General features: G+C 43.3%; 19 protein-coding genes and 1 pseudogene. 9 read left to right on the forward strand and 11 right to left on the reverse strand.

Annotated elements, in window-relative coordinates; all coding sequences use genetic code 11:
• Positions 1-86: 86 nt before the first annotated feature.
• A complete protein-coding gene (locus ACXABW_RS16165; protein ID WP_457526178.1) occupies positions 87-839 on the reverse strand; it encodes a 5-oxoprolinase subunit PxpA in 753 nt (250 codons plus the stop codon).
• 172 nt (positions 840-1,011) lie between these two features.
• Here ACXABW_RS16165 and ACXABW_RS16170 point away from each other — a divergent pair, with 172 nt between their 5' ends.
• The 4 genes from ACXABW_RS16170 to galE all read left to right on the forward strand — a co-directional run bounded on the left by ACXABW_RS16170 (position 1,012) and on the right by galE (position 6,607).
• Complete coding sequence (locus ACXABW_RS16170; RefSeq protein ID WP_457526180.1) at positions 1,012-3,012, forward strand: TonB-dependent receptor plug domain-containing protein; 2,001 nt, start codon at positions 1,012-1,014, stop codon at positions 3,010-3,012.
• Positions 3,002-3,511, forward strand: a complete 510-nt coding sequence (locus tag ACXABW_RS16175; RefSeq protein ID WP_265688242.1) for a YfiR family protein — start codon at positions 3,002-3,004, stop codon at positions 3,509-3,511. The genes ACXABW_RS16170 and ACXABW_RS16175 overlap by 11 nt, the downstream gene beginning before the upstream one ends.
• Entirely contained in the window at positions 3,504-5,480 is a 1,977-nt protein-coding gene (locus ACXABW_RS16180; protein ID WP_457526182.1) for a diguanylate cyclase domain-containing protein, read from the forward strand. The genes ACXABW_RS16175 and ACXABW_RS16180 overlap by 8 nt, the downstream gene beginning before the upstream one ends.
• A gap of 113 nt (positions 5,481-5,593) precedes the next feature.
• Positions 5,594-6,607: a UDP-glucose 4-epimerase GalE gene (galE, locus tag ACXABW_RS16185; RefSeq protein ID WP_265688244.1), complete on the forward strand. Its 1,014-nt coding sequence runs from the start codon at positions 5,594-5,596 to the stop codon at positions 6,605-6,607.
• Between the two features lie 83 nt (positions 6,608-6,690).
• Here galE and ACXABW_RS16190 read toward each other — a convergent pair whose 3' ends face one another.
• The 6 genes from ACXABW_RS16190 to napF form a co-directional block, all read right to left on the reverse strand.
• Complete coding sequence (locus ACXABW_RS16190) at positions 6,691-6,828, reverse strand: TIGR02808 family protein (protein ID WP_252033921.1); 138 nt, start codon at positions 6,826-6,828, stop codon at positions 6,691-6,693.
• 12 nt (positions 6,829-6,840) lie between these two features.
• The gene (locus ACXABW_RS16195; protein WP_252033922.1) at positions 6,841-7,419 is read right to left on the reverse strand and encodes a NapC/NirT family cytochrome c; all 579 of its coding nucleotides are present in this window, start codon (positions 7,417-7,419) and stop codon (positions 6,841-6,843) included.
• A 29-nt stretch (positions 7,420-7,448) separates the two neighbouring features.
• Positions 7,449-7,904 (reverse strand): nitrate reductase cytochrome c-type subunit, encoded by a 456-nt coding sequence (locus ACXABW_RS16200; protein WP_457526185.1) that lies wholly within the window; start codon positions 7,902-7,904, stop codon positions 7,449-7,451.
• A gap of 78 nt (positions 7,905-7,982) precedes the next feature.
• Positions 7,983-10,472 carry a periplasmic nitrate reductase subunit alpha gene (napA, locus tag ACXABW_RS16205; protein ID WP_457526187.1) on the reverse strand — a complete coding sequence of 830 codons (2,490 nt, stop codon included), beginning with the start codon at positions 10,470-10,472 and terminating at the stop codon, positions 7,983-7,985.
• The gene (locus tag ACXABW_RS16210; RefSeq protein WP_457526189.1) at positions 10,469-10,774 is read right to left on the reverse strand and encodes a chaperone NapD; all 306 of its coding nucleotides are present in this window, start codon (positions 10,772-10,774) and stop codon (positions 10,469-10,471) included. The genes napA and ACXABW_RS16210 overlap by 4 nt, the downstream gene beginning before the upstream one ends.
• A gap of 2 nt (positions 10,775-10,776) precedes the next feature.
• Positions 10,777-11,271 carry a ferredoxin-type protein NapF gene (napF, locus tag ACXABW_RS16215; RefSeq protein WP_457526191.1) on the reverse strand — a complete coding sequence of 165 codons (495 nt, stop codon included), beginning with the start codon at positions 11,269-11,271 and terminating at the stop codon, positions 10,777-10,779.
• Positions 11,272-11,518: 247 nt separating this feature from the next.
• Here napF and narQ point away from each other — a divergent pair, with 247 nt between their 5' ends.
• Together narQ and ACXABW_RS16225 are read left to right on the forward strand one after the other, a co-directional pair.
• Positions 11,519-13,219: a nitrate/nitrite two-component system sensor histidine kinase NarQ gene (gene narQ / locus ACXABW_RS16220; protein ID WP_457526193.1), complete on the forward strand. Its 1,701-nt coding sequence runs from the start codon at positions 11,519-11,521 to the stop codon at positions 13,217-13,219.
• A gap of 15 nt (positions 13,220-13,234) precedes the next feature.
• Positions 13,235-13,867: a response regulator gene (locus ACXABW_RS16225; protein WP_252033932.1), complete on the forward strand. Its 633-nt coding sequence runs from the start codon at positions 13,235-13,237 to the stop codon at positions 13,865-13,867.
• A 95-nt stretch (positions 13,868-13,962) separates the two neighbouring features.
• Here the strand turns inward: ACXABW_RS16225 and dcuC are convergent, their stop codons facing one another.
• The 4 genes and pseudogenes from dcuC to ACXABW_RS16245 form a co-directional block, all read right to left on the reverse strand.
• A complete protein-coding gene (dcuC, locus tag ACXABW_RS16230) occupies positions 13,963-15,330 on the reverse strand; it encodes an anaerobic C4-dicarboxylate transporter DcuC (protein ID WP_252033934.1) in 1,368 nt (455 codons plus the stop codon).
• A 299-nt stretch (positions 15,331-15,629) separates the two neighbouring features.
• Positions 15,630-16,423 (reverse strand): annotated as a pseudogene (locus tag ACXABW_RS16235) (EAL domain-containing protein).
• A 324-nt stretch (positions 16,424-16,747) separates the two neighbouring features.
• Positions 16,748-17,536: a lipase family protein gene (locus ACXABW_RS16240; protein WP_252033938.1), complete on the reverse strand. Its 789-nt coding sequence runs from the start codon at positions 17,534-17,536 to the stop codon at positions 16,748-16,750.
• A gap of 91 nt (positions 17,537-17,627) precedes the next feature.
• Complete coding sequence (locus ACXABW_RS16245) at positions 17,628-18,263, reverse strand: hypothetical protein (protein WP_252033940.1); 636 nt, start codon at positions 18,261-18,263, stop codon at positions 17,628-17,630.
• Between the two features lie 256 nt (positions 18,264-18,519).
• Here ACXABW_RS16245 and ACXABW_RS16250 point away from each other — a divergent pair, with 256 nt between their 5' ends.
• From ACXABW_RS16250 to ACXABW_RS16260, 3 genes are all read left to right on the forward strand, one after another.
• Positions 18,520-18,768 (forward strand): DUF2164 domain-containing protein, encoded by a 249-nt coding sequence (locus ACXABW_RS16250; protein ID WP_252033942.1) that lies wholly within the window; start codon positions 18,520-18,522, stop codon positions 18,766-18,768.
• 175 nt (positions 18,769-18,943) lie between these two features.
• Entirely contained in the window at positions 18,944-19,483 is a 540-nt protein-coding gene (locus ACXABW_RS16255) for a cytochrome b (protein WP_252033944.1), read from the forward strand.
• Positions 19,480-20,049 carry a YceI family protein gene (locus ACXABW_RS16260; RefSeq protein WP_252033945.1) on the forward strand — a complete coding sequence of 190 codons (570 nt, stop codon included), beginning with the start codon at positions 19,480-19,482 and terminating at the stop codon, positions 20,047-20,049. Before ACXABW_RS16255 ends, ACXABW_RS16260 begins: the two co-directional genes overlap by 4 nt.

Consider the following 20,049-nt stretch of genomic DNA (forward strand, 5'->3'; position numbering starts at 1 on the left):
CTAAAGCACCGTTGATATTGAGAGCGCAGTACTGACTGCAAAGTAATAACTATCTGTAAAGTAAGATCTATCGGTAAAGCAACGAGCTAGCGTTGGCTTAGGTTGTCGATAGTCTGCGCGATATTTTCAATCAGGGCGATAGCTTCTTGGTTATCTCCGTGAACACATATTGTGTCTGCCTCTATAGGGATAACAAAACCATCCAAGGTTGTGACCTTGCCGTAGCTGACTAGCTGTTTTATTTGATTAAGAATATCCTCTTCACTGCCAAGAACCGCTCCTTTTTCTGAACGCGGAGCAAGCATGCCATTAGCGAGATAGGCTCTGTCCGCAAACGCTTCAAAGATCAGTGGGAGATCGTACCTTTCTGCAATGTCGAGAAATGCTTGGTTGTCTTGGGTTGCAAGCATCATTAATGGTACATTAAAGCAGGACACTGCATCGGCGACGGCGGCAAAAATCTCTTGGTCTCTCATCATATCGTTATACAAAGCACCATGAGGTTTTACGTAGCTAAGCTCGGTGTTTTTACTCTCACATAACGCTTTGAGCGCACCAATCTGATAAATCAAAATCTCTCCCAATTCACTGGCCGAAAACGCCATAGAACGACGACCAAAACCATGTAGGTCTGGGTAGCTCGGGTGAGCACCAATCATAACATTGTGCTTGATGGCTAAATCGATGGTATGGCTCATGATATGGGGGTCTGAGGCGTGGAAACCACAAGCGATGTTGCTCATATCTATAAATGGGATAACGTCTTCATCTAAACCCATTTTCCAAGAGCCGTAGCTCTCGCCCATATCGCAGTTTAATGTGATTGTTCGTTTCTTCATCAGTGTATTCACGTGTTCCATGTGTAATTAGTGTAATATTTATCATTGTTAAATATAAACAGTGATCGAATTCATCATTTAGCGGGTTTTGGTATATAGACCTATCATGCTGTATGTATATTTCTATCAATAAATGGAATAATAGTACTCACTAATATTACGAGAGTGCTGTATGAAATACACGTTGTTAACGTCTCTTTTTCTTTCTCTAGTTTCCCGCCCAGTTCTGGCTGAAGAGAGTGTCTTAGAGCATCTCATGTCAATGAGCTTAGAAGAACTTTCTTTACTTCAAATTGAGATGCAGACAGCGTCAAAATACTCTCAGCAGCTGACCGATATTCCATCGTCCGTTTATGTACTCGAAAGCGACCGTATTCAACGTAGCGGTGCCACAACGATAGCTCAAGCACTGGCGTTAGTCCCTGGCCTCAATGTTTCTATGTTTTCTCAAACAGAGCCCATGGTTTCGTCCCGTGGGTTTCATGACGGCTTGTACAATAAAATGTTAGTCATGATAGATGGACGCAGTTTATTCAGCCCAGTTTATGGCGGGGTCTATTGGTCCGATGTTGACTACATATTGCAGGATATAGACCGAATTGAAGTACTGCGTGGCCCAGGTGGGGCGATGTGGGGAGGAAATGCAGTTAACGGCGTCATCAATATTATTACCAAGTCGACGCAAGATACGTTAGGAACGTTCGTAAAAGGGGCATTTGCAGACAATGGTGATTATATTACGAGCGTTCGACATGGTTTACAGCTTAATGAATCAGTGACGGGCAGAGCGTTTTATAAGCGAAGAGATGAGAAACGTGATTTTTCAAGTGACGCGCAACATTGGTTAAGAGAGTCGGCTGGTGTAGTGCTAGAAAATGAGGAACAGTGGACACTACGATTTGGTGGAGAACAATCTAAATACGACCGAACCTTTTATCAGGTTCAATATGAAAATGGCCAGTCGCAAGCGCTAACAAGCTCGGAGGGTGACGTTGCCAGTCACTCGGCTTATGTTCAGCTCAATACTGAGCACGAATTGTCAGAGTCTGTTCATGCCAACAGTATGATTGCGCTTGAAACCAATAAAGATGAGGCATTGGACGCGCCGGGCACATACACAACATTCGATATAGAAGCCAATTTTGTCCAAGATCTGGAACCAACCCAAATTGTGTCATACGGATTTGCCTATCGATATGTGGCGATTGATTTTGGTTCTGAGATTTCCGATGTGGACTTCAATAATATTGACTATTTTATTCGAGCGTTCAGCGGTGATTCGACACGTGACAGTATAGCGAGCGCGTACATTCAATCGGACAAATTCTGGACCGAATCATTCAAAACTGTTTTTGGTATAAAAGGAGAGTACTTCGAACATACCAGCGCATTTGAACTCTCGCCTCAAGCTCGTGCTTTGTATCAAGTTTCGGACAACCAATCATTCTGGGCTGGAATTGGTCGCAGTGCCACGGCACCGTCCTATATTGAAACGAATTCGTACTATTTTAATAACTACCCTCAAGGGGACGCCTATTGGATTTCGGGATATTATCCTCAACCTGATATGTCACCAGAAATTGTGACGACCTATGAACTAGGTTATCGCTACTTGTCAGCGGGATTGGAGCTCGATGCTACCGTATTTTACAGTCAACATGACAATGTAAGAGGCCAGGATTTCATTGGTTACCACCCAGACTACTATCAGGTAGATGTGAATGTGACAACAGATGACTATTCGCTAGACAGTCATGGGGTAGAGCTAGCGGCTCAGTGGCCGGTAAGAGATTGGTTTAAGGTATTTGGTACATACACCTACTTCTCTGCTCAGGGAGAATGGGACGGTGGTCAATATTCGACGGGAGAATCTAAAAACTTATATACCGTTGAACATCAACATCTGGCTACATTGCAGGGGCTGTTCGACATTAATCCACAATGGCAATTCGACTTCTTAGTTCGAGCTCAAGAAATTGAGTATGCGCAGCAGTATGAACAAGTACCTAATTTTATCGCCGTTGATCTAAGGCTAGCGTGGCAAAAACATTCGCATGCCCCCTTGTTTGAAGCGATCGTCAAAAATCTAGGAGAAAAGGAAGGATATACTCAAGATTGGATGGGGTATACACAAGAGCAACTGGCTTACCTGAGAGTATCCTATGAATTTTAAGCGCATTTATATCGCAATGATTCTAATGGTGTGCGTAGCGGTGCCAGGGCATCTCCATGCCGCCTATAAACCAGAAGAAGTATTGGCAGTTTATGTATTTAGAATTGCTAATTTCATTAATTGGCCCGATGAAGCGTCGATGACATCACTGAACTTTTGTGTTGAAGGAGATAAACAAATCGCCCGATTGCTCGACGTCATTATTCAAGGGAAGACCATTCGCTCGATGCCGCTCGCTTTATATCCCGGCATTAGTGAAAAGTGTAATGTGTTGTTCGTTTCAAAAAAGAGCCTTTTGTCTCAAGACATCACTCATAGTGATTCGATGGTGACGATAAGTGATTCAAAACGCTTTACGGAGCGAGGAGGCGTTATCGCACTTGTGCCGAGTGAAGGCCGAATCAAACCTAAGATTAATATAGATAATATCGGCAGTTACTCGATTTCATCCAGCCTGTTACGAATTTCAATTATCGAAGGGGGCAGCCAAGATGATTAGTACTTTCTCCTTACGAAGTAAACTGCTAACTCCGATAATTCTATTTAGTGTCGTAATTTTCTTTGTGTCACAGCTTTATAGTTTTGTATCGAGCCACGCAGAGCAAAAAGATGTACTCGTCGAGCGAACTAAAGTACTAGCGAACGGTGTTGCCTATAACTTGCAAGCTGCAATTTTGTTTAACGATAGTTTGGGCGCTAAAGAAGTTCTTTCAGCGTTTTCTGCCGATGAACAGATCTTACGAGTGAAGCTGTACACTGCTGATGGCCAGCTTTTCTCTATGTATGAACGCAGAGACGCAAGTGCGCCCATTCCGAATGTAACTCAGCGTGCCGAGATTGTTAAACAAGGTTACTCAATGGGCGATAAACATCTATTTTTGCTGGTCCCTATCTTAGTCGAAGGTGAGGTGATTGCTAAATTAAGGGTTGTTGTCTCTAAGTCGTCGTTTTCAAAAATTTACGATCGCACTGTCAATAACGCTATGTTGTTTTTAGGCTTATTGGTGATCTCCTCAGCAACGCTCTATTTAATGGCGCAAAAGTTTATACTCGATCCGGTTTATGCGTTGAACCAAGCCATCCAGTCATTTAATGAGCGTAAGACTCAAAGCACGAGACTGTCCGCTTCTTCAAGCGACGAGATAGGCGATCTAGTGAACGCGTTTAATCACATGCTAGATAAAATTGGTCAACGTGATCAGCAAGTTGCGTATACCTTAGATAAGCTAGAGCAAGAAAAATTCTTTGTTAACGAAGTGGTCGAAGCGGTTCGCCATGCATTAGTTGTTGTTGATAGCAGTGGGAATATCCTGCACAGCAATGCTGCGAGTAATGAAGTGTTTAAGTGCACACCTGCTTACCTGAAAGGCGCCAACTTCCTAGAAATACTCAATACGGACAAGTATCACTTACTATTAGATGCGGTCAAAACGGGTAAAGAGTTTGACGATGAATTGTTGGTATTCACCAATGTATTCAGTGATAAACAGCTTCTTAAAGTGAGCTGTAGGAAGCTGTCACGCCAAGACCAATTCTTGTTTGCAATCAGAGATGTGACTGTAGTTGAAGCGGCGCTTAAACGTCAAAAACTCGCGGCCGGAGTATTTGAAAACAGCCAAGATGGATTAGTTGTACTTAATCAAGATGGTGTGATCACCATGACTAACCCAGCGGTAGCAAAGTTACTTGGATATTCACAAGAGCAGTTGATGAATAAGCGACCGTCTGATGTATTGGAGTGGCGCCAATTTGGTACTTTGATGCCGACGATTATTGAGTCAGTAGACAACTTTGGCCAATGGCAAGGAGAAATTTGGGAAAAGCACTCCTCAGGCCAAGCGATTCCGATGTTTGTCAAAGTAAACCGAATCGTGACTGAAGAAGGTGATAGCGTCTACGATTACGTACTTATTTTGTCTGACCTTTCTAATATGAAAGAGATGGAACGCCTCGAATATTTGGCTCATCACGATTTACTAACAGGTCTAGCCAATAGAGCGCAGTTGAACCGCGTTATGGATGAGATACTTTCGCCACAATACTGCATCGAAGAGGGTGTTGGCCTTCTATACTTAGATCTCGATGGCTTTAAGCAAGTTAATGATACCTATGGCCACGATGCCGGCGATGAAGTCTTGAAGCAAGTAGCCGAACGTTTGCTTTCCCAAGTTCAAAGCCAAGATTTAGTTGCAAGGCTGTCTGGAGATGAGTTTGTTTTGGTGTTGCGCTCGTGTGATGTTGATAGCTTAGAGGAGTGCGCGGTAAGGCTGCTAAGCTTAATGGAAAAAGAGATAATTTATAAAGGCCGTGTGCTGCGTGTTGGTGCGAGTATTGGTGGCTACCACATTACGGGTGGCAGTGAATCTCAAGATGAAATTATGAAAGCGGCAGACACAGCGATGTACCAAGCGAAGTCATCTGGGAAAGGGCGCTATGTTGTACACAGCAAACTACGTACTGGTTCATAAAATTCAAGACAGTTTGTGTTTAAGACCACTAACTCTTCCTAGTCTCAGTTTCTAGATTGAGGTTTACTGGTGGTTATGTACAATTTCCAAAATTTATCAGAAGGTTAGAAACAATGAATGTTTTAGTTACCGGTGGTATGGGATATATCGGAAGCCACACTTGTATTCAAATGATCCAAGCAGGAATGACGCCTATTATTTTGGACAACCTCTATAACAGTAAGAATACGGTTCTGGATAGAATTGAAAAAGTAGCAGGTGTGCGCCCAAAGTTCATTGAAGGCGATATCCGTGACAAAGACTTACTGACATCGGCTTTGAAAGATAACGCCATTGAGAGCGTCATTCATTTTGCTGGCCTTAAAGCGGTAGGTGAGTCGGTAGAAAAGCCTCTAGAGTATTACGATAACAACGTCAATGGTACGCTTGTGCTAGTTGACGCTATGCGTGAAGCAGGGGTAAAAACATTGGTATTCAGTTCATCTGCAACGGTATACGGTGACCCTGCGTCAGTGCCTATTACTGAAGACTTTCCTACCAGTGCGACTAACCCATATGGACGCAGTAAACTTATGGTTGAAGAGTGCTTGACGGATTTTCAAAAGGCTAACTCAGACTGGAGCATTACGCTACTGCGTTATTTCAACCCAGTAGGTTCTCATCCTAGTGGTGAACTTGGGGAGGATCCTCAAGGAATCCCAAACAACTTGATGCCATTTGTATCTCAAGTCGCTGTTGGCAGACGTGAGTTCTTATCTGTGTTTGGCAGCGATTACCCAACTAAAGACGGTACTGGCGTACGTGACTATATCCACGTTATGGACTTATCCGATGGTCATGTTGCTGCGTTGGAGAAAGTAGGTAATAAATCTGGGCTGCATATCTACAACTTAGGCACTGGTAACGGCTATAGCGTACTGGAAATGGTCAAAGCATTTGAAGCCGCTTCTGGTAAGCCTGTGCCTTATAAGCTGGTGGAGCGAAGAGCAGGGGATATCGCTGAATGTTGGGCTGATCCTTCTAAGGCAATTAACGATCTAGGATGGAAAGCGGAGCGTACACTTAACGAGATGACGGAAGATACGTGGCGCTGGCAATCTAACAATCCAGACGGATACCCAGGCTAAATTTAAAGTCTTGATAAAAGAAAAGCCACCGAATAGGTGGCTTTTTTGCATCGTACAAAATAGGCAAAATTGTGATGCTTTATTTATTCAACTTCTTTGTCTTTACCTAGTGACAGTAGCCAAAGTGACACAACTGCGACACCGGCAAAGCCACCGAGTATGATGACTGGCATTGCGCTGTAGCCAAGGATATGCCAGATAACGGATTCTAATGTACTCATTGTCTGTTCTCCTTATTGCCAGCCTTCAACGCCGTGCATGTCTGGTAGTTTATGCGCGATACCTTTGTGACAGTCTACACATGTTTTCTCACCAGATGCTAGCGCTGTAGAGTGTTGCTTAGAGCTACGTGTGCTTTGCTCTGAGAAGTCCATAAACTCAAACTCATGACAGTTACGACACTCTAAGGAATCGTTGTTCTTCAAACGAGCCCATTCTCGCTCGGCCAAGTGAGCGCGACGCTCTTGGAATTTCTCCGGAGTGTCGATTGTCTTCGTAATAAAGTGTGCAAATAGCTCTTTTGATGCTTGTACCTTACGAACAATTTTGTCTGTCCACTCATGTGGTACGTGACAGTCAGAACAGATAGCACGAACACCTGAACGGTTAGAGTAGTGGATGGTCTCTTGGATTTCAGCAACAATAGGTGCGTGACAACCAGAACAGAATTCTTCTGTGTTAGTTGCTTCCATACCCGTGTTGAATGCCCCCCAGAATAGAAGACCACCAGCGAAACCCATAAATAAAACTACACCTACGGCAGCTTTACTTGGGCTTGTTAGCCTTTTCCAAAACGCTTTCAATAATTTCATAGATCGCCTCTTATTTACTCGCTAGTCACTTATTTAAGTGAATCTACACTCTTGAATTCATTTTCAACAAGCGGTTGAGTATTAGCTTGAGGAACGTGACATTGTAGACAGAAGTAACGGCGCGGCGACATATCAGCTAGTACGGCGTCTTCGCGGTTTACGTAGTGGGTAACGCTGATCTTAGTTGCACCCATTTCTTTCGCGTTTTTCCAGCTATGACAAGCTAGACATTTGTTCGCGTTTAGAGATACCTCGTAGCCACGGATGTTGTGTGGAATAAGAGGTGGCTGGTAAACGTAGCTGCTATCTAGTGCTTGTTCACGTGGGAACTTTTTAAAATCATCAGCTGGACGAGTGGTTTCAAGCTCACTTGCACCACGCAGTGATTCAAGCCCACCGATACCACCAGGGTTGTCCAATTCAGCTTGGGCTACACCTGTTAGTAGAACACCAACTGACAAAAGCGCTGTAATCAGTTTTTTCATGTTAAATTCTCCGCCTTATGGCTAATTCTTTGATTTGGCAGCCTGAAAAACAGGCTGCCAGCTTGATTCCGTAAGTAATTAAGAAACTTTAGTGATCTTCACCGGACACTTCTTGAAGTCTGTCTGTTTAGACAGAGGATCGGTTGCATCTAAGATCAGTTTGTTAATCAGGATTCGTGCATCAAAGAATGGTACGAATACCAACCCTTGAGGTGGACGGTTTCGACCGCGTGTTTCAACACGTACGCGAACTTCACCACGCTTGTTCTCTATAAGAACTTCGTCACCACGGCGTAGGCCTTTCGCTTTCGCATCAGCAGGGTGGATGTAACACAATGCATCAGGAACCGCTTTGTACAGCTCAGGCACACGGCGAGTCATAGTACCTGTATGCCAGTGCTCCAGAACACGGCCGGTACATAGCCACATGTCAAACTCTTCATCCGGAGACTCTGGTGGCGCTTCATATGGAGCAGAAATAATGAATGCTTTGCCGTCTGGTTTACCGTAGAAATCCCAGCCTGAGCCTTTCTTAGCATATGGATCAGAACCTTCTTTGTAGCGCCAAAGTGTTTCTTTACCATCAACAACAGGCCAGCGTAGACCGCGTACTTGGTGGTATACATCATAAGGTGCCAAATCGTGTGCTTTACCACGTCCGAAGGTCGCGTATTCTTCGAATAGACCTTTTTGTACATAGTAGCCAAAGTGGTGAGCATCATCGTTAAGCTCACGAGCTTCTTCGATAGGGAACTTATCAACCTGACCGTTTTTGAACAGCATGTCATACATAGTTTTACCGCGGTACTGAGGTGCTGTTGCTAGCATCTCTTCAGTCCAAACTTCTTCCATCTTGAAGCGCTTAGAGAACTCCATGATTTGCCATAAGTCTGACTTCGCTTCACCAACGGTGCCAACTTGTTGGTACCAAGCTTGAGTACGACGTTCTGCGTTACCGTAAGCACCTTCTTTTTCAATCCACATTGCAGTTGGAAGAACAAGGTCAGCAGCTTGCGCTGTTGCTGTTGGGTATGGGTCAGAACAAACGATGAAGTTTTCAGGGTTACGGTAACCTGGCAGACGCTCTTCGTTAATGTTTGGACCAGCTTGCATGTTGTTGTTACACATTACCCAATAAGCGTTTAGCTTACCGTCTTTTAGCATGCGGTCTTGAAGTACAGCGTGGTAACCTGGTTTCGGTGGGATAACGCCATCTGGAATGTTCCAAATTTTCTCCGCTACTTTACGGTGTTTAGGGTTTGCAACAACCATATCTGCAGGCAGACGGTGAGCAAACGTACCAACTTCACGTGCTGTACCACATGCTGAAGGTTGACCGGTTAGTGAGAATGGGCTGTTACCCGGAGTAGAAATCTTACCAGTTAGAAGGTGTAGGTTGTAAATCAGGCTGTTAACCCAAACACCACGAGTGTGCTGGTTAGTACCCATAGTCCATAGTGACATTACCTTAGTGTTAGGATCTGCGTACTGCTTAGCTAACTCTAAAAGTTTATCTTCAGAAACACCTGAAAGCTCAGATGTCATCTTAGCGTCGTATGGTGCAACTGATTTTTTGTATTCTTCAAATGAAATGCTGCTCATGTCACCCGAGTTAGGGTTTTTCGCTTTCATCTGAATAGGATTGTCATCACGCAGGCCGTAACCGATATCGGTTGTTGCTTGCTTGAATGTCGTGTGCTTGTTCACGAAGTCCCAGTTTACCGCATCATTTTGGATGATGTAGTTTGCGATGTAGTTCGCAATCGCTAGGTCTGTTTGTGGTTCGAAGATGTAACCTTCGTCCGCCAATTCGAAAGAACGATGATAGAACGTAGACAGTACGTTTACTTTAACATGAGGGTGGCTTAGACGACGGTCAGTGATGCGAGTCCATAATACTGGGTGCATTTCTGCCATGTTTGAACCCCATAGCACGAATGAATCAGCGTGCTCGAAGTCATCGTAACAGCCCATTGGTTCATCAATACCAAACGAACGCATAAAACCAACTACCGCTGATGCCATACAGTGGCGAGCGTTAGGGTCAATGTTGTTTGAGCGCAGACCGGCTTTCATCATTTTAGCGGCTGCGTAGCCTTCCATAACGGTCCATTGACCTGAACCGAACATACCTACGCCAGAAGGACCTTGCTTTTTAAGTGCTTCTTTCCACTTTTCAGCCATGGTGTCGAATGCTACGTCCCAAGATACAGGAGTGAAGTCGCCGTTTTTGTCGTACTTGCCATCTTTCATACGAAGCATTGGTGTTTCAAGACGGTCTTTACCGTACATGATTTTCGACAAGAAGTAGCCCTTGATACAGTTTAGGCCTTTGTTCACTGGCGCTTCTGGATCACCTTGAGTTGCTACTACTTTACCGTTTTGAGTACCAACTAATACTGAACAGCCAGTACCACAAAAACGACAAGGTGCTTTGTCCCACGTGATTTTTGTTTGGTCGGAGCTAGCAATCAGATTGGTTGCAGATGCTGGCAGTGTAACGCCCGCGACTGCAGCTGCTGATGCTGCTGCGTTTGCTTTCACAAACGCACGTCTTGTCATTTTCATACTTCACCCTCAATTTGGGAATGGTTAGTTCCAGTGTCTATATCCGTATCGTCTAAGTCAGTTTCGATTTGGTGGTAAACCAATACTGTGCTCAGAACATTTGGAAGATTGTTAATAGCATCGATGGTATCCGTTACAAAACCTTGGTTTCCTGTCTCAAGAACAACCACGATCTTGCCTTCAGGGCTATCACCGTAAATCTCAGTACAATCGAATGTTTCTATTTGAGTTTTGATTTCAGTTAAGTGCTCTGGCGAAACATGCACCACTAAACTCGAAATGTGCACTTCATTTAGTGCCATAGTTATCTCTCGTTATTATTAAAATTGCTCACATCGATGGATGAAGTAGGGCAGACTGCTACACAGGCGCCACAACCATTACACTCATCTAGATTTATATGGGGTTGGGCAACTTTACCCACCTCCAACTTAAACTGTATTGCCATTGAATCGCACATATCACCACAGCTACGGCATTCAATATTCTGCTGTGATAAGCACTTGTTATTAATAGTAGCTACTGCTTGCCAAGGTGCCGTATCTTCTTGTTTAAAAAGTGACTCCGGGCATGCAATCGCACATTGGTAACAAAATGTACACTCACCAATTGAAAAATCGATGGTAGGAAAGCCGCCATCGCCATTAACAATTATGTTGGTTTCGCAATTCTCAACGCACTTGCCACAGCGAGTGCAATCGTTAGTAAAGTGGCTTGGGTCTTTAACCCAGGGTAGGCAGAGCTGGTCGCTGTTAACAACTTTTCTTTTAAACAGGCGTCTTCTTGAAAGGTCTACCACTACTTCACCTAACTATTGAGAATTACTACTTAAGAGTAGCTTATTATTATTAATAATCTTTCATTTATGCTTACATAAATTTTAGTTTTTGACACATTCCAATAAATACCCCCAAGGGGGTAATGAGGGGGTATTTTTGTTTTAGATCAATAAATTCCGTCGAGAGTGATCACATATTGATATAGTTGACAGATAATGGACTCGCTCACGAAGAAAATAAGTTAACAATAATCACTGGGAGAGAGTTTTGTTGAAGAGTGTTAAACGGTCGGTAACACGCACTATCGCGAAAGCAATGTCTTTGATTGTACTGCTGTCGATCGCTACTACTAGCTTTGCAATCATTACCTTAGCATCGAGCCTTAACGATGCCGAAGCAGTGAATATTGCTGGTTCAATGCGAATGCAGAGCTATCGCCTCGCACATGACATTCAGATTAGCTCTGTTGATTTTTCGGAGCACATCGAGCTATTTGAGCGTTCTATTTATTCTCCGTCGATGAAAGCGTTGCAGAACTGGACGGTTCCCGACGACATCACTAACGATTACTACCTCCTCATCATACGATGGCATGAGCTCAAAGACGTGTTACAGAGCCCTAACAACGACCACTATCTAGAGTTGGTTGCTGGGTTTGTTTCCCAAATTGATGCGTTTGTTTACAAGCTGCAGGAGTTCTCCGAACTTAAACTGATTAAATTAGCGTGGGTTGGTGGAATTGGCCTAGGCGCGATTTTGCTATTGGCTGTTTACGTTGTCCACTTTGTGCGAAGAGAAGTGGTCAAGCCGCTCCAAGCGTTGGTGATTGCCAGTGAACAGATTACCTCTCGTTCATTTGATGTCGAGCTCGATACCAGCAGTAACAGCGAAATGGGTATTTTAGCGCGTACTTTTAATCATATGGCGTCTGATCTCGGCAAACTATATCGTGGGCTAGAAAAAGCGGTCAACGAGAAAACGCATAAACTTCAGCATGCGAATCACTCATTAGAAGTGCTGTATAAATCGTCTCAAGAGCTTACCGCGGCGAGAATTACCCAAGACAATTTTGAGGCGATATTGAAGCAGATTGTCAGCTTAGAAGGCGTGATAGCAGCTAAGCTTGAAATCGATGAATTCGGTGAACCAAATTCGATGCTAGTTTGGGGGGACCCCAAAGGTGATGAGTTTACATCGCGAGCCCTGATGCTCGACAATCAACATTTGGGATACTTGCATCTGCAGTGTGGGCTGCCGTGTCCGGATCAAGCGCTTCTCGATAACTTTGTGCACATTCTGTCGCGTGCAATCTACTATAACCAAGCACAGCGTCAGGCAGAGCAGTTAATTCTAATGGAAGAGCGTGCGACGATAGCGCGTGAACTGCATGATTCGCTTGCTCAGTCTCTTTCTTATTTGAAGATTCAAGTATCGCTGCTTAAGAAAGCGATGAAGAAGCTGCCTGAAAGTGATAACACACCGAAAGCAGAGCGGGTGATTTCTGAAATAGATACGGGGCTATCCTCTGCTTACACTCAATTGCGGGAATTGCTCACCACATTCCGATTGGCGATTAAAGAAGGAAGCTTTGGCCAAGCGCTGCATGAAATGTTGGATCAACTGGATGACCAAACTACTGCGGAAATTACACTTAACAATGAATTATCGACCACGGATTTGGACGCGCATCAGCAAGTCCACTTATTGCAACTAATCCGTGAAGCGACAATAAATGCAATTAAACATGCACAAGCAACTAAGATTGAAGTGTCTTGTGCTGAAAGTAACGGCATCGTCACAGTACAAATTTCTGATGATGGAATTGGATTTGAGCGATCTGGCGAGAAGATTAATCACTACGGAATGAGTATAATGCAGGAGAGAGCCGCTAGGCTGAAAGGAGAGCTGCGTATTGATTCTTCTCACGACGAAGGCTGTAAAGTTACGTTAGAATACCGACGAGATTAATAAAGGGCGTAAATTTTGACAGAATGTAAAGTAATGCTTGTGGATGATCATCCTCTGATGAGAAGAGGGATCAGCCAATTACTCGACTTTGAAGATGAATTTGAAGTTATAGCTGAAGCAAGTAATGGTGCAGATGCCATTGCAAAGGCTCACGAAGTAGAGCCAGATCTAATACTGCTTGATTTGAACATGAAGGGTATGTCTGGTCTGGATACATTGAAAGCGTTGCGCGCAGACGGCGCGACAGCTGCAATCGTGATTCTTACCGTTTCGGACAACAGCGCCGATATTGAAGCAATCGTGCGCGCTGGTGCGGATGGTTACCTTTTGAAAGATACCGAGCCAGACGAGTTGGTTGAGCTGTTAAAGCAAGCAACCACTGGTGCAAAAGCGTATAGCCAGGAAGTAGCGAAGTACTTAACTGAACGTCAAGATCATGAAGATGTATTCGAAACACTGACGGAACGTGAAACCCAGATCCTTCAAGAAGTAGCAAAAGGCTTCAGGAATAAACAAATCGCAGACCGTTTATTTATCTCTGAATCCACAGTGAAAGTGCACATGAAGAGTTTACTTAAAAAGCTTCAAGTCCCTTCAAGAACCGCTGCGACAGTTTTATATCTTGAAAGGTATGGCGACATTAAATAAACCACTATTTATGATCACCGGTATTGGCATATAAAAAAGCTCCTTAAAAAGGAGCTTTTTCTTTTACTTGTATGCAGTTCTAGCTTGGCATCAAACTAGGCAGCCATTGGGACAAGTACCAGTGTACCAAGGATAACAGTCGCCAATCCGCAAATAACAGGCACCGAAGTTCGTTTAACCACTTCAAATGGGCTGATCTTAGCCATACCAGAGGTTGCTACTATTACACCGGATACTGGAGAAATAGTACGACCTAGATTCGATGCTTGTAGCATAGGAATGATTAAAAACGCTGGATTTAAACCCATCTTAGCGGCAAGAGAAGGTGCAAGCTCCACAAAAGCATAGAATGGTGCGTTACCCGAACCAGTAGCAATTGCAGCGGCAACGGTAAGACCAGTCAAAATAAGCATTAGTGCAATACCACCTGCGCCTGCTGTTTCGGCAAGGTGAAGTAAGTTATCAATCGCTCCAACGGACATCAAACCTTGGGCAAATACACCAGCCGCTACTAACAGCATAACAACGCCTTTAAATGCGTCAGCCATCCCTTGGTAACATGCTTCGAGATCTTCGATGGTTTTCTGTCCATCAAATCGCTTAGTAATGAAATCTACCAGTGCACCAATGAAGATTGAAAGTACCACAATGGTATAAATGTCTAGATAAAGGCCTTCAATCGTTTCACCATTGAATACAAACACGCCGATGATAGGTAAGAAAGGCAGGATTGCGTAGTAAGCCGGCGCGTTAACTTCAATCTCTGAAACATCGACGCGTTCCATAGGTGAATTGTCTTTCTTATCTAGATACTTGTTCCAGAAAAATGCTGCGGCAGCCATGACAATGATAGCGCTAATCGAAACAGGTAGAACCGTTTCGACCGCAAAAACATGCAGCGCTAAACCAGATTTCTCCGCTGCAATTACAACATCACCTGAGGTAGGTGAAAGGATAATGGCTGCTGGTGAGGCACATACTGCGACGGCTGCCGGACGCGAAATACCCATCGCTGTCATCATAGGGAATAGGGTTGCCATTAGCAGCACGCCAAGGCCAGTTGCAGAGCTGACAGCTAATGACATCAAGCACGCAACAATATAAGCCGCAACCAGTAACACATATGGAGATTTGATAACCGACAACGGCTTAGAAAACTGTTTTACAACAACGTTATTCGCGCCGATGTGAGTCATGTAAGAGGCAAAACCACACAACAACATGATTTGCATACCCAAGCCACCGCCACGGTATTGCAGCATGTATTTCACGTATTCCAGCGAATCGGTGAGCATATTGCCAGTAGATGCAACATTGTCTGGTAGAACGGTGTGCCCAATCAGTCCGGTTATGATAAGTAACAATACACCTGCGGTCAGTAGGACCCCGGCAGGCTTATAGCCTTTGACGATAAAATAGCCCACTGAAATAGTGACCACTAAGCCAATTAAGAGCTCTAACATAGAAATCTCCGTGAAATTATAAAAGTTATAAAGAAACTGTTTCAAACTATGTCAATGAATGTACATAAATCTATTTTGTAGCACGAGCCATAATCGAATGAGTTATGATCTAAAACAATAAATTACTTATATGTAAAATAATGGTTATAAATTATGTAAATAAGGGCGTGTTTAGATGTTGATTTTGATTATGTGGAATTAAACGGGTAAGAATATTGGTAAGAGTTAGAAAGAATTGCAGGCGAAATAATGCAAGATTGAAAGTTATGGGAGTTTGAGGAGATATTAGAGCAAAGTGGTTACCCAGTGCACTTTAATGTCGGTGTGATTGGTGACGGCATAGCAAGATAATAGCCCTGATACATATCAATATTGAGGGATTTCATTGCATGGAATTGTTCTTCGGTTTCAATGCCTTCGACGACAACCTTTGCGTTAATGTCATTGGCTATTTTTACGCCATTGAGTAATGGGGAGGTATCACCGGAAAGTATTTAACAAGTAAAGAACGGTCGATCTTTATAATATTAGGTTGTAGAAGTTTAACCCTTTGTTCCGTAGAGGCACTCACACCAAAATCATCAATAGCAATCTGATACCCCGCGTCGGACAGTTTTTGAATGGCGGTTTTGAATTGAAACGTATTGTTTTCTTCTATTTCTAATAGTTCCATGACTAACTGAGAACGATCTATCTGAAGCTCTTTGAGCCTTGAAGAAAGCAAGCACGTTTCCACGTCACTCAACGCAAAAGATTCTCCTGCAGCAGGGAGAATATTAAGAAATAGTGATGTGTTAGCAAAACTAGAAATGGCGAAGTTGCGGATATGAATGACGCGGCTCAAACGTTCGACGTTGATTTTATCGTCCAGCGGAGTGAGTGATGAATGAAAAAACTGGTCGGGGCGAATGGACGTTTTGCTTCGGTTATTAAATATGCGTACTAATGCTTCAACGCCGACTACATCGTTGAACTTATTATAGATTGGCTGAAAAACACTACTTAACGATAGGTCTTTAAATTGAGCAACGAACTCGCCATTTTCGCTAGTTGAAAGGCACTGCTGAAACTGATTTTTTGTCGATAGGATCATACTGCTTCAAATATCCTGATTAAAAACACATCTAACATTTCGTCACTCAAGTTAATGCATTTAAAAACGATTAAATCACGCTATCGCATTGGCTTGGCAGAACAGGGTAAATTATACATCGTAAAAATTTCTAGCAATATTTATCGAATGTAATTGCTACATTGATTTTTGTGAAACAACGCTTCATCACCGGCCAAAATTAAAACACATTTAACTACCTAAACTATGCATTGTCCGATTTATGATTTGTTGATCTGATACATGAAGACCTAAAAATTGTACTGTGTGTATTGTCAGTAATCGACGTAACTCACAGAACAGGCTTTATCGCTCATCAAAGTAGTCTTTATTTCGAATGTATTTGCTCATCAAATGATAGGAAAAAGGGCGGATAACCCATGAAAAGAGTGAGCGAAATAGCCTAATGTAGGTTGGAGTATTCTCGTGAATTTTTCCATTATAGAGCCAGAGTTGCTTTCCACAGTGGCAATACAAAAATGGGAGAGGGGGAAGAAAGGTAACAATATCAAGATCGCAGCATATTAAGTAAGTACGGTTCTTAATTGCGTAGTGATGTTTAAATGAATGCCCACCAAGTGCAGGCTGGCCAAACGTTACGACCCGCTTAATACTCTTCGGATTCCGGTATTCTATTGCATCTGCCAGTACGCACCCAATGGCACCTCCTGATGAGTGTCCTGTGAATGTGATTCGCTTGCCGTGAGATATCAAGGGTTCAATCACTTTGATAACGCGCTCGAATACAGTCAGTCCGAGCTTGTCCGAGTTGTAATGCGGTAAGCTTTCTTGAGCAAGTAAATAGTGGAAGCCAAAATGAATAGAGTAGTTCAGACCAAATGGCTTACAACTTCGTTTCCACATGGCTAAATTCAGTAGCCAATCCCAAATGTTATGAGACCCTTTGATAACCACAATGACTTCATCGTTGTGCTCATTCCATAGAATACGAATAAAAGTCTGCCCGAGACGATTACGAATGATTCGCTGACCGGTAGGAGAAAAGCCGTAGCGCGTTTGTTTTAAGGTACGCTGATAAGCCAAATTACACAGAACCGCATACTTTTCATATTGATAGCGTTTAAGAGTCTTCAATTCGATTCAAGCATATTGAGGCATGGTAATAACCAGCATGCCTCCAATGCATGACCGAAGTATGACAGTCAATAGTGTGGCTGGCGAAGAATTAGTTCCATTGAATGACAGCGTAGAGCTGAATGTACTTTCGGACTAGCTGTTGGTTGGTAGAGCGCTTGAGTGGGTGAGAAAACTTGATAAAGTAAGGGCTCAAAGAATACTGTTCCTCGAGAAGTTGACTCAGCTGAGATTCACTCTCATACAGATTGATGCCTTGCGCACTGTACTCATCGATTTCGTCTGGCAGTTGCCCTGTCCACCAGTGAAGCAGTTCTCGACTCTGTTTGCTGCGGCTTATCCAATGGTCGGTGAGAAGTAGCAGTAGATCATTAGGCTGAATCGCATACCCATATTCCGATTTCCACTGGCCAATGTCTTTCATCAACTTGTGTCGACAGGTTTTACCGGCGCTAATCATGTGGGATGTTAACACCCACACCGTTCCGACGTCAGAACTCACACGATAGTGATGGGGGAAGTCAGTTTGCTTGGTGGACTCCAGTGAGTTGTAATCGCAGGTGTGACCAAATTCATTCAGTGTTCTAGCTAGCCTTCTTGCAAAAGCGAGTCCGAGGTGGTGCTCACTCATACCTTGGTTGTGAATCGTCGGATAGTGCTTTTCACATAGCTTCATACAATCAGCTTGAAACTCATTCACACTTTGAATTAGAACATCCAATAACAACTGTTTCTCTCCATATAATTGAGCGCTCTGCTCAATAAGACTTACAGATTAGCACGTTTCTATTTTTTACAAATTGGCAAACGCTAACTTCATGATCTTTCGCACCAAATCAATACCGGTATAAACAACTGGGTTATCAAGGAGGGCTATAAAGAAATTGAATGGCTCTGGTTCAATTTTCTGAATGAACTCAGGAAGGGTTCCCGCTTAAGTGTATATAATAGTATGCATCTATTTCCCTAATAAGTAACAAAATATGTCAGAAATTGAATTCTCTCGTCAACAAAAACAAGCCATTGTGGACGAACTGCAAAAGTACTTCGAAAACGAACTGGATGCCGAGCTAGGCCAGTTTGATGGCGAGTTTTTGCTTGATTTTATTTGCAAGGAGATAGGTCCAGCCTTTTACAATAAAGGCGTTGCCGATGCTCAATTAGTTATAGAAAAGAAAATGTTAGATGTGTCTGATGAGCTATATGACATTGCCAAAGAGAGCAAATACTGAAGCAAAATCGACTTTCGAATTTGCGTTGTTCAAGTTTTTCGAATGACTTAATCAATAACCATGGATTTTATCTGTGTAAAGATTAGTAAATACTGTGTTACGTGAATGCAACAGAGGATAACCTCTATGAGAGCTATTCGCATTCCTTAGATGATAATTTGGGTCAGATACGAACATGAATAATGAAGTAAAAAACTACAATTTGCTGGTCAGGCTCATTCACTGGGTTTCAGCTTTGGTCGTGATTGGTATGTTCGCGGTTGGATTATGGATGGTTGATTTGTCCTACTACAGTGAATGGTATCGAACCGCACCGCACTGGCATAAGTCTGTTGGCATTATTTTGGTTGCAGTGACCGTGTTTCGATTTGTATGGAAAACTGTTACGCCGTCACCAAAGGTTGAAGGTAAGTCTTACGAAATCGCAGCAGCGAAACTGACTCACCTCGCAATGTATGTATTACTCATTCTCCTTCTAGTATCAGGTTATCTGATTTCTACTGAAGATGGCCGAGGAATTGAAGTGTTTAACTGGTTCACCGTCCCGGGTCTTGGTGCTCTATTTGAAGGGCAAGCAGATCTCGCGGGTGAACTCCACTTTTACTTCGCTTGGGCACTAATTTTACTCGCTGCGGTACATGCACTTGCAGCAGTCAAACACCACGTAATTGATAAAGACAATACACTACGTAAGATGATAGGAACTTCAAAATGAAAAAATCGTTATTTGCTACAGGATTAGCCTTCGCTATGGCACTGCCTTTTACCGCAAACGCAGCAGACTATGTGATTGATACGAAGGGTGCGCACGCTTCTATTAACTTTAAAGTGAGCCACTTGGGTTACAGCTTTATCAAAGGTCGCTTTAACACATTTGATGGTGAGTTCTCTTACGACCCAGCTAACGTTGCCGACTCAAGTGTTACCGTTAATGTTGATACACGAAGCCTAGACTCAAACCACGCAGAACGTGATAAGCATATTCGTAGCTCTGACTTTATCGATGCATCGAAATTCTCTACAGCAACATTTACCAGTACTAAAGTGGTTGATAAAGGTGACGGTCAGCTAGATGTAATGGGGGATTTAACTCTTCATGGTCAAACTAAGCCAATCACAATTGCCGCTGAGTTTATCGGCGCAGGCCAAGACCCGTGGGGTGGTGAGCGTGCAGGTTTTATCGGTACAACTCGTCTAGAGCTTAAAGACTTCGATATTCAAGTTATGGGCTCATCAAGCTATGTAGATATGGAACTTCATGTAGAAGGCATCAAGAAGTAA

This window comes from Vibrio paucivorans, from assembly GCF_054053395.1.